The following is a 15,054-nucleotide window of genomic DNA, read 5'->3' as shown; positions in this document are numbered from 1 at the left end:
CAGCGACGCAGTGCGAGCACTGCTAGCTGCGGGCAACACCGCACAGCGCCGGTTATGGAAGTCAGAAAACACAATAATTTATTGGGGGTTACTTAGGCCTCGCAGACCGCGCCGGCGCCCGCCTTGGCGCTGGCTTGCTGCTTGCCGAAGAGCGCGATCGTCAAGGCGCAGCCGAGGGCGAACAGGCCACCGACCACCATCGCGCTAGACACACCCAAGCGGTCGACCGCCATGCCACCGAGCAAGGCACCGGACGCCAGCGACACTTGTACAATGGCAACAAACAGCGCGCTGCTGCCTTCCATTAAGTGTGGCGCGGCCTTGAACATCCACGTCTGCACGGCGATCGGCATGGCGCCGAAACCGAAGCCCCACACGGCCACCAGCAGCATGGCGGTGAGTGCATGGCTGCCGAGCGCGGCCAGGGCCAGGGTGGACAAGCCCAGCACGGCGCCCGTCAGCATCAGCGCGGCCCGTTCGTAGCGGCCGGCGGCCCAGCCGCCCACCAGGTTGCCAATGAAACCGGAAGCACCGTACACCAGCAGCATGGCGCTGACCGTGCCGGCCGCCAGGTGCGAAACTTGCGTGAGGAACGGCGCGATATACGTGTAGGCGGCGAACTGGCCCGTGAAGAGCATGGCCGTGGCGATCAGGCCCAGCCTGGCCTTGCGGATGCCGAAAATCATCGGCAACTGGCGCAAGCGGATGGCCTGTGTCGGCGGCAGCTTGGGCAGCAGCAATAGCTGGCCGATAAAGACCAGCACGGCAATGGCGCTGGCTGCGCCGAAAGCCACGCGCCAGCCGATCAGCTCGCCCACCAGTGCGCCGGCTGGCACGCCCGCCACCGTGCCCAGCGAGACGCCGGCGAAGATGATGGACATGGCGCGCGATGCATGCTGCGGCGCCACCAGGCGCGGGCCGATGGCGCTGCCGATGGCCCAGAAGCCGCCCACGCCCACGCCCAGCATGGCGCGGCCCAGCAGTATCCAGGTATACGAGGGGGCCAGCGCCACCAGCAGGTTCGATGCGACCAGCAGGGCGGTGAGTGCCAGCAGCACGATGCGGCGGTCCAGGCGGCCCGAGCCGACGGTCACGAAGATGGCGGCAAACGCGGCAACGATGCCGGGCGTGGTGATCATCAGTCCCGCCTGGCCCTTGCTGATGGCCAGTTCGGCCGCCATGGCCGGCAGCAGCCCGACGGGCAGGAATTCGGACGTGACGAGGGCGAAGGCGCCGATGCCGACCGATAAGACGGCCAGCCAGGGCGCCACGGTGGTATCGTCGCTGGCGGCCGCCGGGGCGGTGGGGGAAGCAGGTGGTGTTTGCATGGGAGGTCCTGAAAAGCCGGGAGGTTTTTAACCGGTCGGTATATAATCAGGGCAGGCAAGCATTGTTGTCAATAATTTTTTACCGAACGGTATGAAACAAGATAAAAAAGAGCAAGCGGTCAAGGCGAAAACGGGCCGGCCACGCACCTTCGACGCGGACCAGGCGCTCGATTGCGCCATGAAAGTATTCTGGGAAAAAGGCTACGAGGGCAGTTCCCTGCCGGAATTGACGAAGGCCATGGGCATGAACCGGCCCAGCCTGTATGCCGTCTTCGGCAACAAGGAGCAGCTGTTCCACAAGGCGCTCGAGCGCTACAGTGACACACGCATGCAGTTTTTCGATGCGGCGCTGGAACAGCCGACAGCGCGCCAGGTGGTGCAAGCCTTGCTGACGCAGTACGTCGACGCGCAAACCATGCCCGATGGTCCGCACGGCTGCATGGGAGTCAATGCGGCGCTCGCCTGCAGCGACGATGCCTTGCCGATCCGCGATGAATTGTTTGCGCGTCGGCTGCGCGGTGAGATCAAGTTGCGCGACCGCTTGCGGCGCGCCAAGGAGGAGGGTGACTTGCCGCCCGATTCCTGCCCGGAGCAGCAGGCGCGCTTTGTCGTGACCCTGTCGCAGGGCATGGCCATCCAGGCGGCGGCGGGAGTGTCGCGCGAGCAATTGCAGCAGATGGTGGGATTGCTGCTACGCAATTGGCCGCTGTAACTACCCGCTCGGGGCGATGGTCTTGGCCAGGTCGCTGGGCGCCTTGCGCCGCCAGGCGGCCGTCAAGGCGGCGGCCAGCATGTCCAGTTCGGCGTCCGCCAGGCGCACCGTGATGCCGGCCAGCCGTTCGCCCCACCACAGTTTTTCGCAGCCGGACGGCGTGATGACCGTGGCGATATGCGCCGCTTCCGCATCGAGCAGCACGTTGATGTGCTCGTCGTCGGGCAGGGTGGCAAAGATCTTCCCGCCCACGCGGAAGGCTGGACGGTCGTGGTGTTCTTCCTCGGTGGCGTCGGGAAACGACAGTGCCAGATAGCGTAGTTCTTCCAGGTCGACCATTTCCTCTTTCCTCCTCATCGGACAGATAGCTGCATGACTGCATTTTGCCATGCTGTTTCACCGCGTGGTGCAGCGGCATGCGAAAAGAAATGCGCAAGATGCGACAGTGGCGGACTGGTCTGTGGTGCTGCCGCGACACGCCAAGCGCCACCGATACGGGCGTATGGCCAGTGCGCCAGAGTGAGAGGCGGCACTTTTTCCCGCACCGGGAAGGTGCTTGCTAGAAAAATATCTTTCATGGTTAAAAGAAAAATACTTTTCTTCCAGGGAATTTAAGATAGAATACATCCATCGTCTTACCTGACCCGTCAACTGTCTGGTTTTGTCCCGGGAACCCGAACCCTTTCCAGGACGCTTGCAGTGCCGCAATGGCATGCTGCAAGTCCGCACTTTCACGCGGAAGTCTACGCCACCGACCGCTCATTTCTGCAATTACTAGCGCGCTACGCCGACACGCCTCAATGCAGCGTGTATTCAGCGCCAGCGCCCCTTGCTGCGCCCACTGAATACTTACTTACTGGATATCATCATGAAAAACTTGCCTAAAATCGCCTTGTCCCTGATCGCTGTCGGTGTGTTTGCCCACGCGAACGCCAGCACCATCACTCTCTCCACCGGCTACTCGAACGCTGGCGCGCAAGCTTCCGCCGCCGCCTACCAGTCCGTAGTGAATGCCGCCGTGGCTACGCCGGGCGCCGGTTATGGTTCGACCTCGGTCGCCAGCTATAACAACGTCGATAACAGCAGCCTGTTTGGCAGTGGTTCGAATATCGCTTTCAAATCGACCATCAACTTCGGCGTCAGCGCGGCCAATGCGGGCGCCTGGAGCTTTCGTAGCGGCGTCGACTTCGGCAAGGGCGGCGCCCTGTTCCTCGACGGCGTGGCGCTGGACTTCAAGAGCAATGACATGTGGTGGGCAGGCAACTACAACAATGGTAGCCAGTTCTTCAGCGGTTCGAGCTCCCTGTCGGCCGGCAATCACACGCTGAGCATCTATGGCCTGGAAGGCTGCTGCGATGGCGGCCAGCAAGCGCAGTTCAAAATCGGCAACAAGAACTTCACCAGCTTCAGCACTTCCGATGGCTTGATTTCGGCCGTCCCTGAGCCAACCACCTACGCCATGCTGCTGATCGGCCTGGGCTTGCTGGGCTTTACGGCGCGCCGCAAGCAGGAAGCCAAGTTCTAAGTTGCCATGACGTACGTGCGTGCGCCTGCAAGCGCGCGATAAAAAAGCCCGCCGGTCTGCGATGACACGGCGGGCTTTTTGCGTATTGGCGTCTTAATCGCCGCTGTCTTCGTCTTCGTCGGCCCCCTTGGCCGCCTTGCCGCGCTCGGCGTCGACGGCGCGCTGCAGGCCGGCCGCATCGCGGAAGAAAGCCTCTGTCGTGTGATCCGCGACTAAACGCAAGGTCGGCGGGTAGATCACCGACATGTACGCCTCGTCGGCCAGGCGGCCGCTGGTCTGCAGGTTGCTCAGCAGGATCAGCGTCGAGCCAATGCTGGCCAGCACGACGGCGACGAGGCCGAAGCGGCGCGGGTGCTGAGGCTTGATCGTGCACAAGTGGTAGTAGATCATGGTGCAGACGATGACGATGAATATATGCCGCCCGTAGCGCGTCAGCACTTCCAGCGACAGCGCATACGCCGCCACATTGCTGCCCAGTTCCCACACTTCCATGGCCAGCAAGCCGCAGCCGATGATGAACAGGTGGCGGCCGAAGCGCGCCACATGGCCGAACAGGCGGTTTGCCACTGCCCAGATCGACGCCCACACGAGGCCGCCGGCCAGCGCGTAGGCGATGATCATCAGGTAGGAAATCGGGTCGAAGGCTTCCGCGTCGCCGAGCCAGTTGCTGAAGGCTGCCGAGGCGCCGATCATGGCCAGGCCGGCGACGGCGGGGCGCAAGCCTTCCCAGTCGTGCCTGGTGGTGTCGCTCAGTTCGGGCGCAATAGGGTGGTCGCTGGCGCGCACGCGCAGGCGCGTGTGGCCCAGGCGCACGATGCTGTTGCCGTTCAAGGCCACTTGCAGTTGCCGTTGTCCCCGGTGGATCACGCCATTCTGGCTGCCCAGGTCGCGCAGCAGCAGGCCGCCTTGGCCATCGTCCTCGACGATGGCGTGCCGGGCGGCTGTATGCGCGTCGTCGACGATAAAGTCGTTATCGTAGCCGCGGCCGATGCGAATCGGCAAGGTGGCGATGCGCCGGCGTTGCTGCACTTCGCCATTCTCGGCGAGGATTTCGATGAAGTACGGCGCTGTCATGGCTTGCGCGTCCCGCTGGTGGATGGGGCGCGCGACAGCGCTTCGAGGAAGGTGCGCGTGACGCGCATGCCGTTGGCGTAGGACACGCCGCGCGCGTCGATGCGGCTTTGCAGGCTCATGACTGGCTCATCGGTGCTGGCGGCCAGCAGGGCAAAGTCGTACAGGCCGGTAAACTTGCGGTAGGCACGCACGCACAGGACGGCGCGCAGGTGCAGAGAGACATTCTTGACGAACTGTTCGGTGCATTGTGGCCCCGTCAGGTGCACGCTCTTGTAGCTGCCGACACTTTCATTCTTGAACGAGGCGCTGGCCAGCTCGGAAAAGCGCAGTGCGCCCAGTTCGCTGCTGCGCAGGAATTCGTGGCGCATCGACACTTGCCCCGTCTGCAGGGCGCCGGAAATAAAAATGGCCGATTCCATGGCGCAGCTGGTGTTGTCGAGCATGTAGGGCTTGTCGGACTTGACGTTAGAGCGGCCCCAGCAGCGCATCTGGTCCGATTCGCGCACGGGCACGCGGTACGGGCCCATGGCTTTCAGGCTCAAGGGCGTGTCGAGCAGGCGCGCCAGCATGAGGTCCTGGTGCGCCAGCAACTGCGCCGTCACCAGCGGTTTGAAGTCTTTCGGCGGCTTGCCTTGCAGGGCGACTTTGGCCAGCAATTGCTGGGCATAGCGGGCGGGAACGAGAAAACTGACGAGTTCGCCATCGAGGCGCTTCGAGACATTCACACCGGCCACGTCGCCGCTGGCCGTCACGCTGGGGCCGCCGCTCATGCCGGCATTGATCGGTCCCGTAAACATCAGCTGGTCGTAGAAGCTGCGCGTGACGACGCCGTTGTACGAGCCTTCCGAGATGGCGAAGCCCAGGTCCAGCGGATTGCCCATCGAATACAGGTATTGCCCCTGTGTCAGGGGCGCCAGCGGCTCGGGCATCTTGAAGAAACCCGTGCCGTGGCGGTTCACGCGCAGCACGGCCAGGTCGTGCAGCACGTCGACCGCGAGCAATTCCACATTGCCCCGCTGGCCGCTGGTATCGACCCATTCGCCCACGTAGGTATCGGGGTCGAGCGCGAATTGGGAGACCACGTGATAGTTGCTCACCACTAGGTCGCCCGTGCCGATCAAAAAGCCCGAGCCGACCGACGACTGCGTGCGGCCGTTTTTCAGCAGCACGCGCACTTGCAGGATGTCGGCGCGCGCGGCCGTGTACAGCTTTTGCGCGGCCGACGAGGGCGGTGGCAGGGCCGCATGTTCGGTGGCGGCGGGCGCGGCGGTGGCCGGCGGCGGTTTGGCGGGGGGAGTCGAAGCGGTGGGGGCCGCGGCTGGCGTAGGCGCCGGGGCCGCGTGTGCGCCAGCGGCAGCGCACAGGCTGGCCAGCAAAAAGGCGAAGTTAGATAATTTCATGCATCCTTTGTGCGTGAGCAGGAGCGAGGCCGACCCGGCGCAGCATCGTGCACGCGTTGCGCCAGCCAGGGGGATTACAGGGCGCCGTCTTCCAGCGCCGGCGCCGTTTCCGGCGTCATCATGTGACCGAGCTTGCTTTGCTTGGTATTCAGGTAGTGCTGGTTGAAGGCGTTGCGGTTCACCAGCAGCGGCACCCGTTCGGCCACCGTGATGCCCAGCGCTTCCATCGCGGCGATCTTGCGCGGGTTGTTCGTCATCAAACGCAGGCTGTTAACGCCGAATTGCGCAAACATGGGCTTGCACAAGGTGTAGTTGCGCGCGTCGGCCTTGAAACCCAGCTGTTCATTTGCCTGCACCGTGTCGGCGCCCGCTTCCTGCAGGCGGTAGGCGCGGATCTTGTTGATCAGGCCGATGCCACGCCCTTCCTGGCGCAGGTACAACAAAATGCCGCGGCCTTCCTCGGCGATGCGTTTCAAGGCGCCTTCGAGCTGCGCGCCGCAGTCGCAGCGCTGGGAAAACAGCACGTCGCCCGTCAGGCACTCGGAATGCACGCGCGCCAGCACCGGTTCGCCGTTGCCAATATCGCCCAGCACCATGGCCAGGTGTTCCTTGCCAGTGGCATGCTCGACAAAGGCGTGCAGGGTGAACTGGGCCCACGGCGTCGGCAGTGCGCAGGAAGTCGTGTAATCCAATTCGCCTGTCGCCAGGAGGTCTGCGCCGCTTTGCATGGTTGTGCTCATATAAGTAATTATCAAAAATAAAAGGCGCGCGACACCACTCCGGTGCCGGCGCGCCTTGCCATCATACCAAAAAGCAGGGAAACGTTTTCCCGGGCTGCCATTCGGTAGTTGCAATGTCTGGTGATAAGCCTTACTTAGGGACACTTCCTCCTTTTACAAGGTGAATTGCTGGCTTTGCCTGGCGGATGCCGCCGCCAGGCACGGATCATCAGCTGCCGATGCGTCCGCCGTCGTTCTTGGTGATCACGATGGTGGCCGAGCGGGGACGCTTGCCGGCGCCATAACCGGCGTTGGCCGGCCACTGGCTCGTGTATTTGGATGGATCGCCGATATTCGCCAGCGCCGTGCTTTCGCCCGGATGCTGGATGTTGATGAACATGGTCTTGCCATCGGGCGTTTCGCTGATGCCCGTGATTTCCGAGCCGACCGGCCCCACCAGGAAGCGTTTGAGCGTGTCGGCGGTAGGTTTCTTGCCGATGAAGGTGTCGACCGCCAGGTTGCCGCCGGCCGCCGTGGCGTAGTTCAGGGTCGACTTGGCGCCGTCGCCCACCTTGCCGGGGATGGCCGCCAGCATCATGCAGTTGGTCACATCCGTGTACGCGCCATCGTCGGTCTGGATCCAGCAAATGCCGGTGTAGGGGCTGAAGGCCAGGCCGTCCGGGCTCGAGAAATCCTGGTCGGCCGTCAGGTTCGACAGGTTGATCTTGCTGGCGTCGGCGCCGCTCTCGGCGCCAAACAGGTAGACATCCCAGGTAAAGCTGGTGGCCGCAGCCGCGCCCGTACCTTCCTTGAAGCGGATGATGTGGCCGTTCGGATTGCCGTTCTGCGCGCTGCTGCCTTTCATGTCCGTGTAGGCGCGTGGATTGGCGCTGTCCGGCACCAGCTGCGACGAGCCGCTCGGATTGACGTTGCGGTTCGAGTTATTGGTCAGCGTGTAGTAGATCTCGCCATTGGCCGGGTTGACCGAGCACCATTCCGGACGGTCCATCTTCGTCGCGCCCACGGCGTCGGCCGCCAGGCGGGCATTCACCAGCACATCGGCCAGATCGGCGAACTTGTAGGCGCCATATGCCTGGATCAGCGCGTTCGACATGGCCAGCTCGATCCACTGGCCCGTGCCATCGGCGGCCAGCTTGGCCACGTACAGCTTGCCCGAATCGAGGTATTTGTCGCCGGTGGCCATGCGGTCGGCCGGGTTGGCGTCCGCGGCGGCCCAGGCGGCGGTCGTGACAAATTTGTAGATGTATTCGTTGCGCGAATCGTCGCCCATGTAGACGGCCAGCTGCTGACCCACGGTCGGGACGCTGAAGGCGGCGCTTTCATGCGCGTAGCGGCCCAGTGCCGTGCGCTTGCGGATGGCGCGGGTCTTGTCGTACGGGTCCATCTCGACGATGTAGCCCATGCCATTCAATTCATTGCGGTAGTCGTCGCTGCCGTTGGTCGAGGCGCCAATCTTGCTCAGGTTCCAGCGCGCATACTTGTCGTCGCTGCCGCCCGTTTCCCAGCCGTGGCGCGAGGCGCCGCCCTGGCTGCGGCCATAGCGGTTCAGCGAGACTACGGACTTGTCGCCGCGCGCCGCATTGTCGGTGGCCGAGCGCGTGAAATAGCCGGCCCAGTTTTCTTCGCCCGAGAGGTAGCTGCCCCATGGCGACTTGCCCGTGCCGCAGTTGTTGATGGTGCCGCGCGTCTTGGTGCCGGTCGGCGAATACTTGGTCACTACGAGGGCGTTGCCGCGCACCGGGCCGGCAATCTCGATGTCCGTCAGCGGCGTGACGCGGCGGTTGAAAGCGGAATCGTTGACGGTGGCCCAGGCGCTGCCCGTCTTTTTGACTTCCACCACGCTCAGGCCGTGGACGGCCACTTCCTTGTCGACTTCGGCCGCAGGGCGCGGCAGCGAAGTGGTGCCGCCATTCACGTGCAGGAAGTGCGAGGACAGTTTTTCGTCGGTGGTCGCTTCATGGTTCATCGCCAGCACGCCCCGTTCGGCGCCGGACGCCAGCGGCGCGCCGGCGGCGGAGAGACCGTAGTATTCCATGCCGTCGTGGTGGTCGCCGGCGCGGTTATCGAAATCGGTATCGCTGCCGTCATTCTTGTAGGCTGGCGTGGCTGCGCGCAGCGAGTCGCCCAGCGCATACAGGGCCGTGGCCGTGTAGCCGGCCGGCACCGACACGACGTCGGCCAGGCTTTTCGGCACGGCGGCGAAGGCCAGCAGTTTTTCGGGTGTCGGCGTCGGTGTCGGCGTGACGGCGACCGCATCGCTGCCGCCGCCGCAAGCGGACAGGCCCATTGAACCCATGACGGCGGTAGCGGCCGTGACGGCGCCGCCGCGCAGCCAGTTGCGGCGGCTCAGACGGGCGTTCAGGATGCTATTGAAATGGTTGTCGTGGGACGCGTTGCTGTCAATGTCGTTCAGATCGGTGGCGCTGATGGCCAGATCGTTGGGCTTGTTCATGGGCTGCGATGTCCTGTGGTTACGTGATTAAATGGCAACCGCATGATAATCAGTGTATGTGACCGCACGATGTCAGCTTGATGACAATACGGTGACAGGCTGCCAAGCGGGCGGACCGCGTACGCGACGGACCCGTTCGCTCAGGCAGCTCGCGGCCTTATTTGACCTTGCTAAAACCGCGCTCCACCAGCAACAGCATGCCGCCGAAGATGGACAGGTTCTTCAGGAAGTTCGTCAGCTGATCCTGGAAGTGGGCCGCATCGGCGCTCCAGAAGGCGTGGAAGATGAGCGTGGTCGGGATCAAAAACAGCGCCAGGGCCAGCGCCGCCCAGCGCGCCTGCCAGCCAGTAATCAGCAGCAGGCCGCCGCCCACTTCCAGGGCGATCACACCGACCAGCAGGATGTTCGCCAGCGGCAAGCCCTGGCTGGCCATGTAGCCGGCCACGCCCGCAAAGCCGCCGATTTTCAGCAAGCCCGAGACAAAGAACAGCACGCCAAGGGCGGCACGGCCGAGGGGGAGCAGCAGATCAGTGTTATTTTTCATGTTAATCCAATTGTTTTATCAAGATTTAAGGTTGACTTGCGGTGCCTGGCAAAACCGTAGCGAGCGGCAGTGATTTGTGGCTAAGAAGCGCAACCGTACTTTAGTACGGGGGCGCCGAGCCGGTGAGCATCGCAGGCCGGAAAGCGCGACGCGCAGTAGGTTTGGCCAGGTACCATCATTTAGGCAAGTCGAAGACGAGTACTTCAGCGTCTTCTGCTTGCGTCAACGTCACGCCCGCTTCCTGCGTCAGTTTCAGCGCATCGCCCGCTTTCAAGGGCGTGCCGTTGACCACCAAGCTGCCGCGGATCAGGTGGACGTAGGCGAGGCGGCCTTCGTCCAGCGCATGTTCCAGTTGCTCGCCTTCCTGCAGGATGCTGGCGTAGATGGCCGCATCCTGGTGGATCAGCACGGAACCCTGGCGGCCGTCGCTGGAGGCGATCAGGCGCAGCTTGCCCCGTTTGCTGTCCGGCGCGAAATGTTTCTCTTCATAGCTTGGGGCAATGCCCGTCACGTTCGGCTGGATCCAGATTTGCAGAAAGTGCAAGCCATCCGTGGCAGAATGGTTGAACTCGCTGTGGCGCACGCCGCTGCCGGCGCTCATGCGCTGCACATCGCCGTAATGCAGGACGGAACCGGTGCCCATGCTGTCCTTGTGTTCGAGCGCGCCGTCAAGCACGTACGAAATGATTTCCATGTCGCGGTGGCCGTGCGTGCCGAAACCCTGGCCTGGCGTGACGCGGTCTTCATTGATCACCAGCAAGGGGCCAAAGCCCATGTGCAGCGGGTCGTGGTAGCTGCCGAAGGAAAAGCTGTGGTGGGAATTGAGCCAGCCGTGGTTGGCGGCGCCGCGTTCTTCGCTGTGACGAATCTGTAACATGGTGGACTCCGTTTCTGTCAGTGAATGTGCGATAATTTCGAAGGACCGCTGCCTGGCAGTTGCCGTGGCGTTTGTGCTGCCCTGCGCTGTACGATGGAGAAAGTATAGGCTGGCCAGCCCGGAAAGAAAAACGGAAAATCTCGCGACCTATGATCGAAAAAATCGAATGTTAAGACTCAGCCTGGAAGCCTTGCAAATCGTCGACGCCATCGACCGCCGCGGATCATTCTCGTCGGCGGGCAAGGAGTTGCATAAAGTGCCGTCCACCATTTCCTATACAGTGGCCAAGCTGGAAGATGATCTGGGCGTGCAAGTGTTCCAGCGCAATGGTCCGAAAGTCATGCTGACGGCGGCCGGCCAGGAATTGCTCAAAGAGGGCCGCTATCTGCTGAAGGCGGCGCAGGACCTCGAGCACCGCGTGCGTCGGGTGGCTTCCGGCTGGGAAACGGAATTGTCCATCGGTATCGATTCCATGTTTTCCGCCGTGGCCCTGGCCGACGACGTGCGCGCTTTCTACCAAGTGGCGCAGCAGACGCGCTTGCGCCTGTCGCAAGACACCCTGTCGGGCACCTGGGAAGCGCTGCTGGACCGGCGCGTCGACTTGCTGGTGGGCGCGCCCGGCGACGGGCCGGCGGGCGGCGGCTATATCGCGCAGCCTATCGGCATGCTCGACTTCGTGTTTGCCGTGGCGCCCTCGCACCCGCTGGCGCAAGTGGCGGAACCCTTGTCGCGCGGCCATTTGCAGCAATATCGGGCCGTGGTGGTGGCCGATTCGGCGCGCCAGATGGCGCCGCGCACCGTGGGTTTACTGCTGGGACAAGATGCCTTGAGCGTACCGAACATGCAGGTCAAGTTCGATTATCAAGTGCTGGGGCTGGGCTTTGGCTTCCTGCCGGGGCCGTGTGCGCGCGCCGCCATTGCGCGCGGCCTGCTGGTGGAAAAGGCCGTGGAAGAGCCAAAACCGTCGGAAACGTTTTACCTGGCGTGGCGCGTGGGCGAGGATGGCGCCGCACTGCGCTGGTGGATGGCGCGCATGCGCGAACCGGATATGTTTGCGCGCCTGGCGCAGCATCTGCCGGGCCGTGCTGTCTGACATTAAGCGGCTGCAAGCCTGGGACGCAGTGCCGTGCCATTCTGCGTAGATCTTAAAATGTTGACATACGCCAACATTTTTAAGTTACCATATTCACAGTATTTCGACCGTCTTTCTGCCCCGACCTCCATGCCCCATAGTGGGATTTTGATGATTACACACACTGCAGCGCCCCTGATACCTTCCTCTGACCTGGCCCAAGAGTGGGGTTGCCATGCTTGAGGCGAAGGTTGCGCTGTGCCTGCGCCTGGCCCAGGATGCCCGTGAACAGGCGGGGCCGCAGCAAGCCGCCACCCTGGCGCGGCTGCAGGAAGAGCTGGAGCGGCTGCGCGGCGCCAGCCGGCCCGTGGTGCGCGTGGCGCCGGCCGACGCCTTGCTGGAAATCGATCCCGATGGCTTCCTGATCGGCTGGAACCATGGCGCCGAACAGATGTTCGGCTATTCCGAACTGGAAGCGCTGGGCCAGCACATCCTGTTTTTGTATCCGGAAGACGATGCGGAAGCGAGCGTGCTGGAATTGCATTTCAAGCAGGGCGACGTGGCCACCGATGTGCGCCGGCGCAAGAAGTCGGGCATGGTGACGTGGCTGCGCATGCACCGTCACGTGATCCACGACCAGGCTGGCAAGGCGTGCGGCATGGCCGTGCGCCTGTCGGCCATGAGCGAACCGCTGTCCGACGTGGACAAGGTGAGGTTGCACGCGCGCATCATCGAAGACAGCGAGCAAGCCGTGCTGATCACGGATGCGGAAGAGCGCATCGTCTCCATCAACAGCTCGTTTTCCCGCATCACCGGCTATTCGCCGGCCGAAGCCATCGGCCGCACGCCGGACTTGCTGCGCTCGGGCATGCACGACCCCGATTTTCGCGCCAAGGTGCGCGCCGCCATGCGTGGGCACGGCTCCTGGCGCGGCGAAATCATCGGCAAGCGCAAGAATGGCGAACTGTTCCCGCAAGACGTCACCATCAGCGTCGTGCGCGACGAATTTGGCGAAATCAGCCATGTGTTTTCCCTGTTTTCCGATATCTCAGTGCACAAGGATGCCGAAGCGCGCATGCAGCGCATGGCCAACTACGACAGCCTGACGGGCTTGCCCAACCGCTGCCTGCTGAACCAGCTGGTGAACCAGGGCCTGGCCGAAGCGAAACGCCAGGGCACGCATGGCGCGCTGATGGTCATTGACATCAGCCGCATCGGTTCCATCAGCGACACCTTGGGCCATGAAGTGGGCGACCAGTTGGTCATCGCCATCGGCCAGTTGTTCCGTGGCGCCCTGCGCGACGCGGACATTTTGGCCAGGGTCGACAATAGCAAATTCGTCGTCGCGCTGTTGCACATCGAGAAGCGCGAACACGCGGCGAATGTGGCGCAAAAACTGCTCAACCTGCTCGAAGCACCGATCAATATCGATACCCACGCCCTGCACGTGGGCGCCAGCATCGGCATCACCGTGTATCCGGAAGATGGTCTGGAAGCGCCAGCCCTGTTCCGTTTTGCCGACGTGGCCGTGGCCAAGGCGGGACAGACCATCGAATCGACTTTCCTGTTTTACCGCGAAGACATGAACCGCAGGGCCAAAGAACATTTGCGCCTGGAAAGCGAAATGCGATTGGCGCTGGGCGACAAGGAATTGGAATTGCATTACCAGCCCAAAGTGAGCCTGGCCAGCGGGCGCATCGTGGGCGCGGAAGCCCTGCTGCGCTGGAAGCATCCGATGCGCGGCATGGTCTCGCCCGGCCTCTTCATTCCCGTTGCCGAGGAAACCAGTTTGATTCTGGAACTCGGCACCTGGGTTCTGGACGAGGCTTGCCGCCAGATCCGCAGCTGGGAAGACCGTGGCTTGCACATGCCGGCCATCGCCGTCAATTTGTCGGCGCGCCAGTTCGATGAACAGTTGCCGGCGCGCATAGCGGCCGTGTTGGAACGCTACCAGGTGCGGCCCGACCAGATCATGCTGGAAATCACGGAAAGCCTGTTGATGCGGGGTGCCGACAAGGTCATCGATATCATGAACCAGCTGGTGGCCATGGGCCTGGCACTGGCGCTGGACGATTTCGGCACCGGCTATTCCAGCTTGGCTTACCTGAAGAAATTTCCCATCAGCACATTAAAAATCGACCGCTCGTTTGTCATCGGCTTGCCGTTCGAGGAAAACGATTGCGCCATCGCCCGCGCCATCGTCACCATGGCGCAGCAGTTGCGCCAGGAAATCGTCGCCGAAGGGGTGGAAACGGCCGAGCAGATGCGCTTTTTGCGCGAACTGGGCTGCGACCAGCTGCAAGGCTATCTGTTCAGCCCGGCCGTGCCAGCGGCGGAATTCGAAGTGATGCTGGGCGAGGGCCGGCAGCTGCGCCTGGATGCGGTGGCGGCTTAAGCGATGTCCAGCTTCACTTTTTCCAGCAGATAGTCGAGCATCACGCGCACGCGAGCCGGCACTTGCAAGCCCGGTCCCACGAAGACGGCGTGCACGAGTTCCTTGTCGCCCGGATTGTAGTCCTGCAGCAAGGGTATTAAATGACCTTGCTCGATATCGCGCCGCACATGCTGGCGCGACAAGCGTCCCAGTCCCATGCCCGCCAGCACCAGCTGGCGCATGCTTTCGCCATCGCTGACGCAAGTATTGCCTTGCGGCGCCACCTGCAAGGTATTTCCCTCCCCATCGAGGAAGGGCCAGGTGTCGTTCTGGCAGCGGAAGTTGAACGCCAGCAAATTGTGCTGCGATAGCTCCTGCGGTGTGCGCGGCAGGCCGTGCAGCGCCACGTAGGCGGGCGAGGCGACGACGACCATCGCATCTTCGCCCAGCTTGCGCGCCACCAGGTTCGATTCCTTCAGCTTGCCCGTGCGGATGGCGATGTCGGTGCGGTCTTCCAGCAAGTCGACGATGGCGTCGCTGACGACGACGTCAAGCACGATGTCGGGATAGCGCTGCGCAAACTCGGGCAGGATGGGTAGCAGATGATGCACGCCGAACGGCACGAAACAGTTGATGCGCAAGCGCCCGCGCGGCGCCGCGCCCTGCGCCGCTTCGCGCTCGGCGCCATCGATATCGTCGAGGATGCGCTTGCATTGCACGAAAAAGGCGTCGCCTTCGGGCGTGGTGTGCAGCTGGCGCGTGCTGCGCTGGAGCAGGCGCGCGCCGAGACGCGCCTCCAGCCGGCTGACCAGTTTGCTGACTGCCGATGGCGTCAGGGCCAGGCGGCGCGCGGCGGCGGAAAAGGCGCCCGTTTCCACCACGGCCGCGAAGACGGCCATCTCGAATGCACGGTTGATGTCTTGCCTGGCCATTATTGAATCCATTTCACAGGTGTT

Annotated in this window: 13 protein-coding genes; 4 read left to right on the top strand and 9 right to left on the bottom strand. The window is 63.0% G+C overall.

Annotated elements, in window-relative coordinates:
* Nucleotides 1–92: 92 nt before the first annotated feature.
* A complete protein-coding gene (locus tag ACP7DE_RS02525) occupies nucleotides 93–1,328 on the bottom strand; it encodes an MFS transporter (RefSeq protein WP_426070596.1) in 1,236 nt (411 codons plus the stop codon).
* A 91-nt stretch (nucleotides 1,329–1,419) separates the two neighbouring features.
* Here ACP7DE_RS02525 and ACP7DE_RS02520 point away from each other — a divergent pair, with 91 nt between their 5' ends.
* On the top strand, nucleotides 1,420–2,040 hold the full coding sequence (locus ACP7DE_RS02520) for a TetR/AcrR family transcriptional regulator (RefSeq protein ID WP_426070595.1): 621 nt from the start codon (nucleotides 1,420–1,422) through the stop codon (nucleotides 2,038–2,040).
* Here the strand turns inward: ACP7DE_RS02520 and ACP7DE_RS02515 are convergent, their stop codons facing one another.
* A complete protein-coding gene (locus ACP7DE_RS02515) occupies nucleotides 2,041–2,379 on the bottom strand; it encodes an MmcQ/YjbR family DNA-binding protein (protein ID WP_152283168.1) in 339 nt (112 codons plus the stop codon).
* Between the two features lie 529 nt (nucleotides 2,380–2,908).
* On the opposite strand from ACP7DE_RS02515, the gene ACP7DE_RS02510 reads away from it, so the two are divergent.
* Entirely contained in the window at nucleotides 2,909–3,565 is a 657-nt protein-coding gene (locus ACP7DE_RS02510) for a CCXG family PEP-CTERM protein (RefSeq protein WP_426070594.1), read from the top strand.
* A 93-nt stretch (nucleotides 3,566–3,658) separates the two neighbouring features.
* Here ACP7DE_RS02510 and ACP7DE_RS02505 read toward each other — a convergent pair whose 3' ends face one another.
* The 6 genes from ACP7DE_RS02505 to ACP7DE_RS02480 all read right to left on the bottom strand — a co-directional run bounded on the left by ACP7DE_RS02505 (nucleotide 3,659) and on the right by ACP7DE_RS02480 (nucleotide 10,652).
* Nucleotides 3,659–4,639: an FHA domain-containing protein gene (locus tag ACP7DE_RS02505; protein ID WP_426070593.1), complete on the bottom strand. Its 981-nt coding sequence runs from the start codon at nucleotides 4,637–4,639 to the stop codon at nucleotides 3,659–3,661.
* Complete coding sequence (locus ACP7DE_RS02500) at nucleotides 4,636–6,039, bottom strand: S1 family peptidase (protein WP_426070592.1); 1,404 nt, start codon at nucleotides 6,037–6,039, stop codon at nucleotides 4,636–4,638. The genes ACP7DE_RS02505 and ACP7DE_RS02500 overlap by 4 nt, the downstream gene beginning before the upstream one ends.
* A gap of 74 nt (nucleotides 6,040–6,113) precedes the next feature.
* Entirely contained in the window at nucleotides 6,114–6,767 is a 654-nt protein-coding gene (gene ribA / locus ACP7DE_RS02495) for a GTP cyclohydrolase II (RefSeq protein ID WP_426070591.1), read from the bottom strand.
* A gap of 220 nt (nucleotides 6,768–6,987) precedes the next feature.
* On the bottom strand, nucleotides 6,988–9,231 hold the full coding sequence (locus ACP7DE_RS02490) for a PhoX family protein (protein ID WP_426070590.1): 2,244 nt from the start codon (nucleotides 9,229–9,231) through the stop codon (nucleotides 6,988–6,990).
* A 157-nt stretch (nucleotides 9,232–9,388) separates the two neighbouring features.
* Nucleotides 9,389–9,775, bottom strand: a complete 387-nt coding sequence (locus tag ACP7DE_RS02485; protein ID WP_426070589.1) for a DoxX family protein — start codon at nucleotides 9,773–9,775, stop codon at nucleotides 9,389–9,391.
* Between the two features lie 175 nt (nucleotides 9,776–9,950).
* Complete coding sequence (locus ACP7DE_RS02480; protein WP_426070588.1) at nucleotides 9,951–10,652, bottom strand: pirin family protein; 702 nt, start codon at nucleotides 10,650–10,652, stop codon at nucleotides 9,951–9,953.
* A 166-nt stretch (nucleotides 10,653–10,818) separates the two neighbouring features.
* On the opposite strand from ACP7DE_RS02480, the gene ACP7DE_RS02475 reads away from it, so the two are divergent.
* Both ACP7DE_RS02475 and ACP7DE_RS02470 read left to right on the top strand, forming a co-directional pair.
* Complete coding sequence (locus tag ACP7DE_RS02475; RefSeq protein WP_426070587.1) at nucleotides 10,819–11,745, top strand: LysR family transcriptional regulator; 927 nt, start codon at nucleotides 10,819–10,821, stop codon at nucleotides 11,743–11,745.
* 214 nt (nucleotides 11,746–11,959) lie between these two features.
* A complete protein-coding gene (locus ACP7DE_RS02470) occupies nucleotides 11,960–14,119 on the top strand; it encodes a putative bifunctional diguanylate cyclase/phosphodiesterase (protein WP_426070586.1) in 2,160 nt (719 codons plus the stop codon).
* Here the strand turns inward: ACP7DE_RS02470 and ACP7DE_RS02465 are convergent.
* Complete coding sequence (locus ACP7DE_RS02465; protein WP_426070585.1) at nucleotides 14,116–15,030, bottom strand: LysR family transcriptional regulator; 915 nt, start codon at nucleotides 15,028–15,030, stop codon at nucleotides 14,116–14,118. The genes ACP7DE_RS02470 and ACP7DE_RS02465 overlap by 4 nt on opposite strands.
* Nucleotides 15,031–15,054: the final 24 nt, after the last annotated feature.

Source organism: Janthinobacterium sp. DSP2-3-3, assembly GCF_049897325.1.
Lineage (GTDB): Bacteria > Pseudomonadota > Gammaproteobacteria > Burkholderiales > Burkholderiaceae_D > Janthinobacterium.
This window is presented reverse-complemented; position numbering and strand designations above follow the sequence as displayed.

Bases quoted from the DNA above. Each gene is read 5' to 3' on its own strand.
- ACP7DE_RS02470 (WP_426070586.1), top strand. From the start codon at position 11,960: ATGCTTGAGGCGAAGGTTGCGCTGTGCCTGCGCCTGGCCCAGGATGCC.
- ACP7DE_RS02505 (WP_426070593.1), bottom strand. From the start codon at position 4,639: ATGACAGCGCCGTACTTCATCGAAATCCTCGCCGAGAATGGCGAAGTG.
- ACP7DE_RS02515 (WP_152283168.1), bottom strand. From the start codon at position 2,379: ATGGTCGACCTGGAAGAACTACGCTATCTGGCACTGTCGTTTCCCGAC.
- ACP7DE_RS02510 (WP_426070594.1), top strand. From the start codon at position 2,909: ATGAAAAACTTGCCTAAAATCGCCTTGTCCCTGATCGCTGTCGGTGTG.
- ACP7DE_RS02500 (WP_426070592.1), bottom strand. From the start codon at position 6,039: ATGAAATTATCTAACTTCGCCTTTTTGCTGGCCAGCCTGTGCGCTGCC.
- ribA (WP_426070591.1), bottom strand. From the start codon at position 6,767: ATGCAAAGCGGCGCAGACCTCCTGGCGACAGGCGAATTGGATTACACG.
- ACP7DE_RS02485 (WP_426070589.1), bottom strand. From the start codon at position 9,775: ATGAAAAATAACACTGATCTGCTGCTCCCCCTCGGCCGTGCCGCCCTT.
- ACP7DE_RS02520 (WP_426070595.1), top strand. From the start codon at position 1,420: ATGAAACAAGATAAAAAAGAGCAAGCGGTCAAGGCGAAAACGGGCCGG.
- ACP7DE_RS02475 (WP_426070587.1), top strand. From the start codon at position 10,819: ATGTTAAGACTCAGCCTGGAAGCCTTGCAAATCGTCGACGCCATCGAC.
- ACP7DE_RS02480 (WP_426070588.1), bottom strand. From the start codon at position 10,652: ATGTTACAGATTCGTCACAGCGAAGAACGCGGCGCCGCCAACCACGGC.
- ACP7DE_RS02490 (WP_426070590.1), bottom strand. From the start codon at position 9,231: ATGAACAAGCCCAACGATCTGGCCATCAGCGCCACCGATCTGAACGAC.
- ACP7DE_RS02525 (WP_426070596.1), bottom strand. From the start codon at position 1,328: ATGCAAACACCACCTGCTTCCCCCACCGCCCCGGCGGCCGCCAGCGAC.
- ACP7DE_RS02465 (WP_426070585.1), bottom strand. From the start codon at position 15,030: ATGGCCAGGCAAGACATCAACCGTGCATTCGAGATGGCCGTCTTCGCG.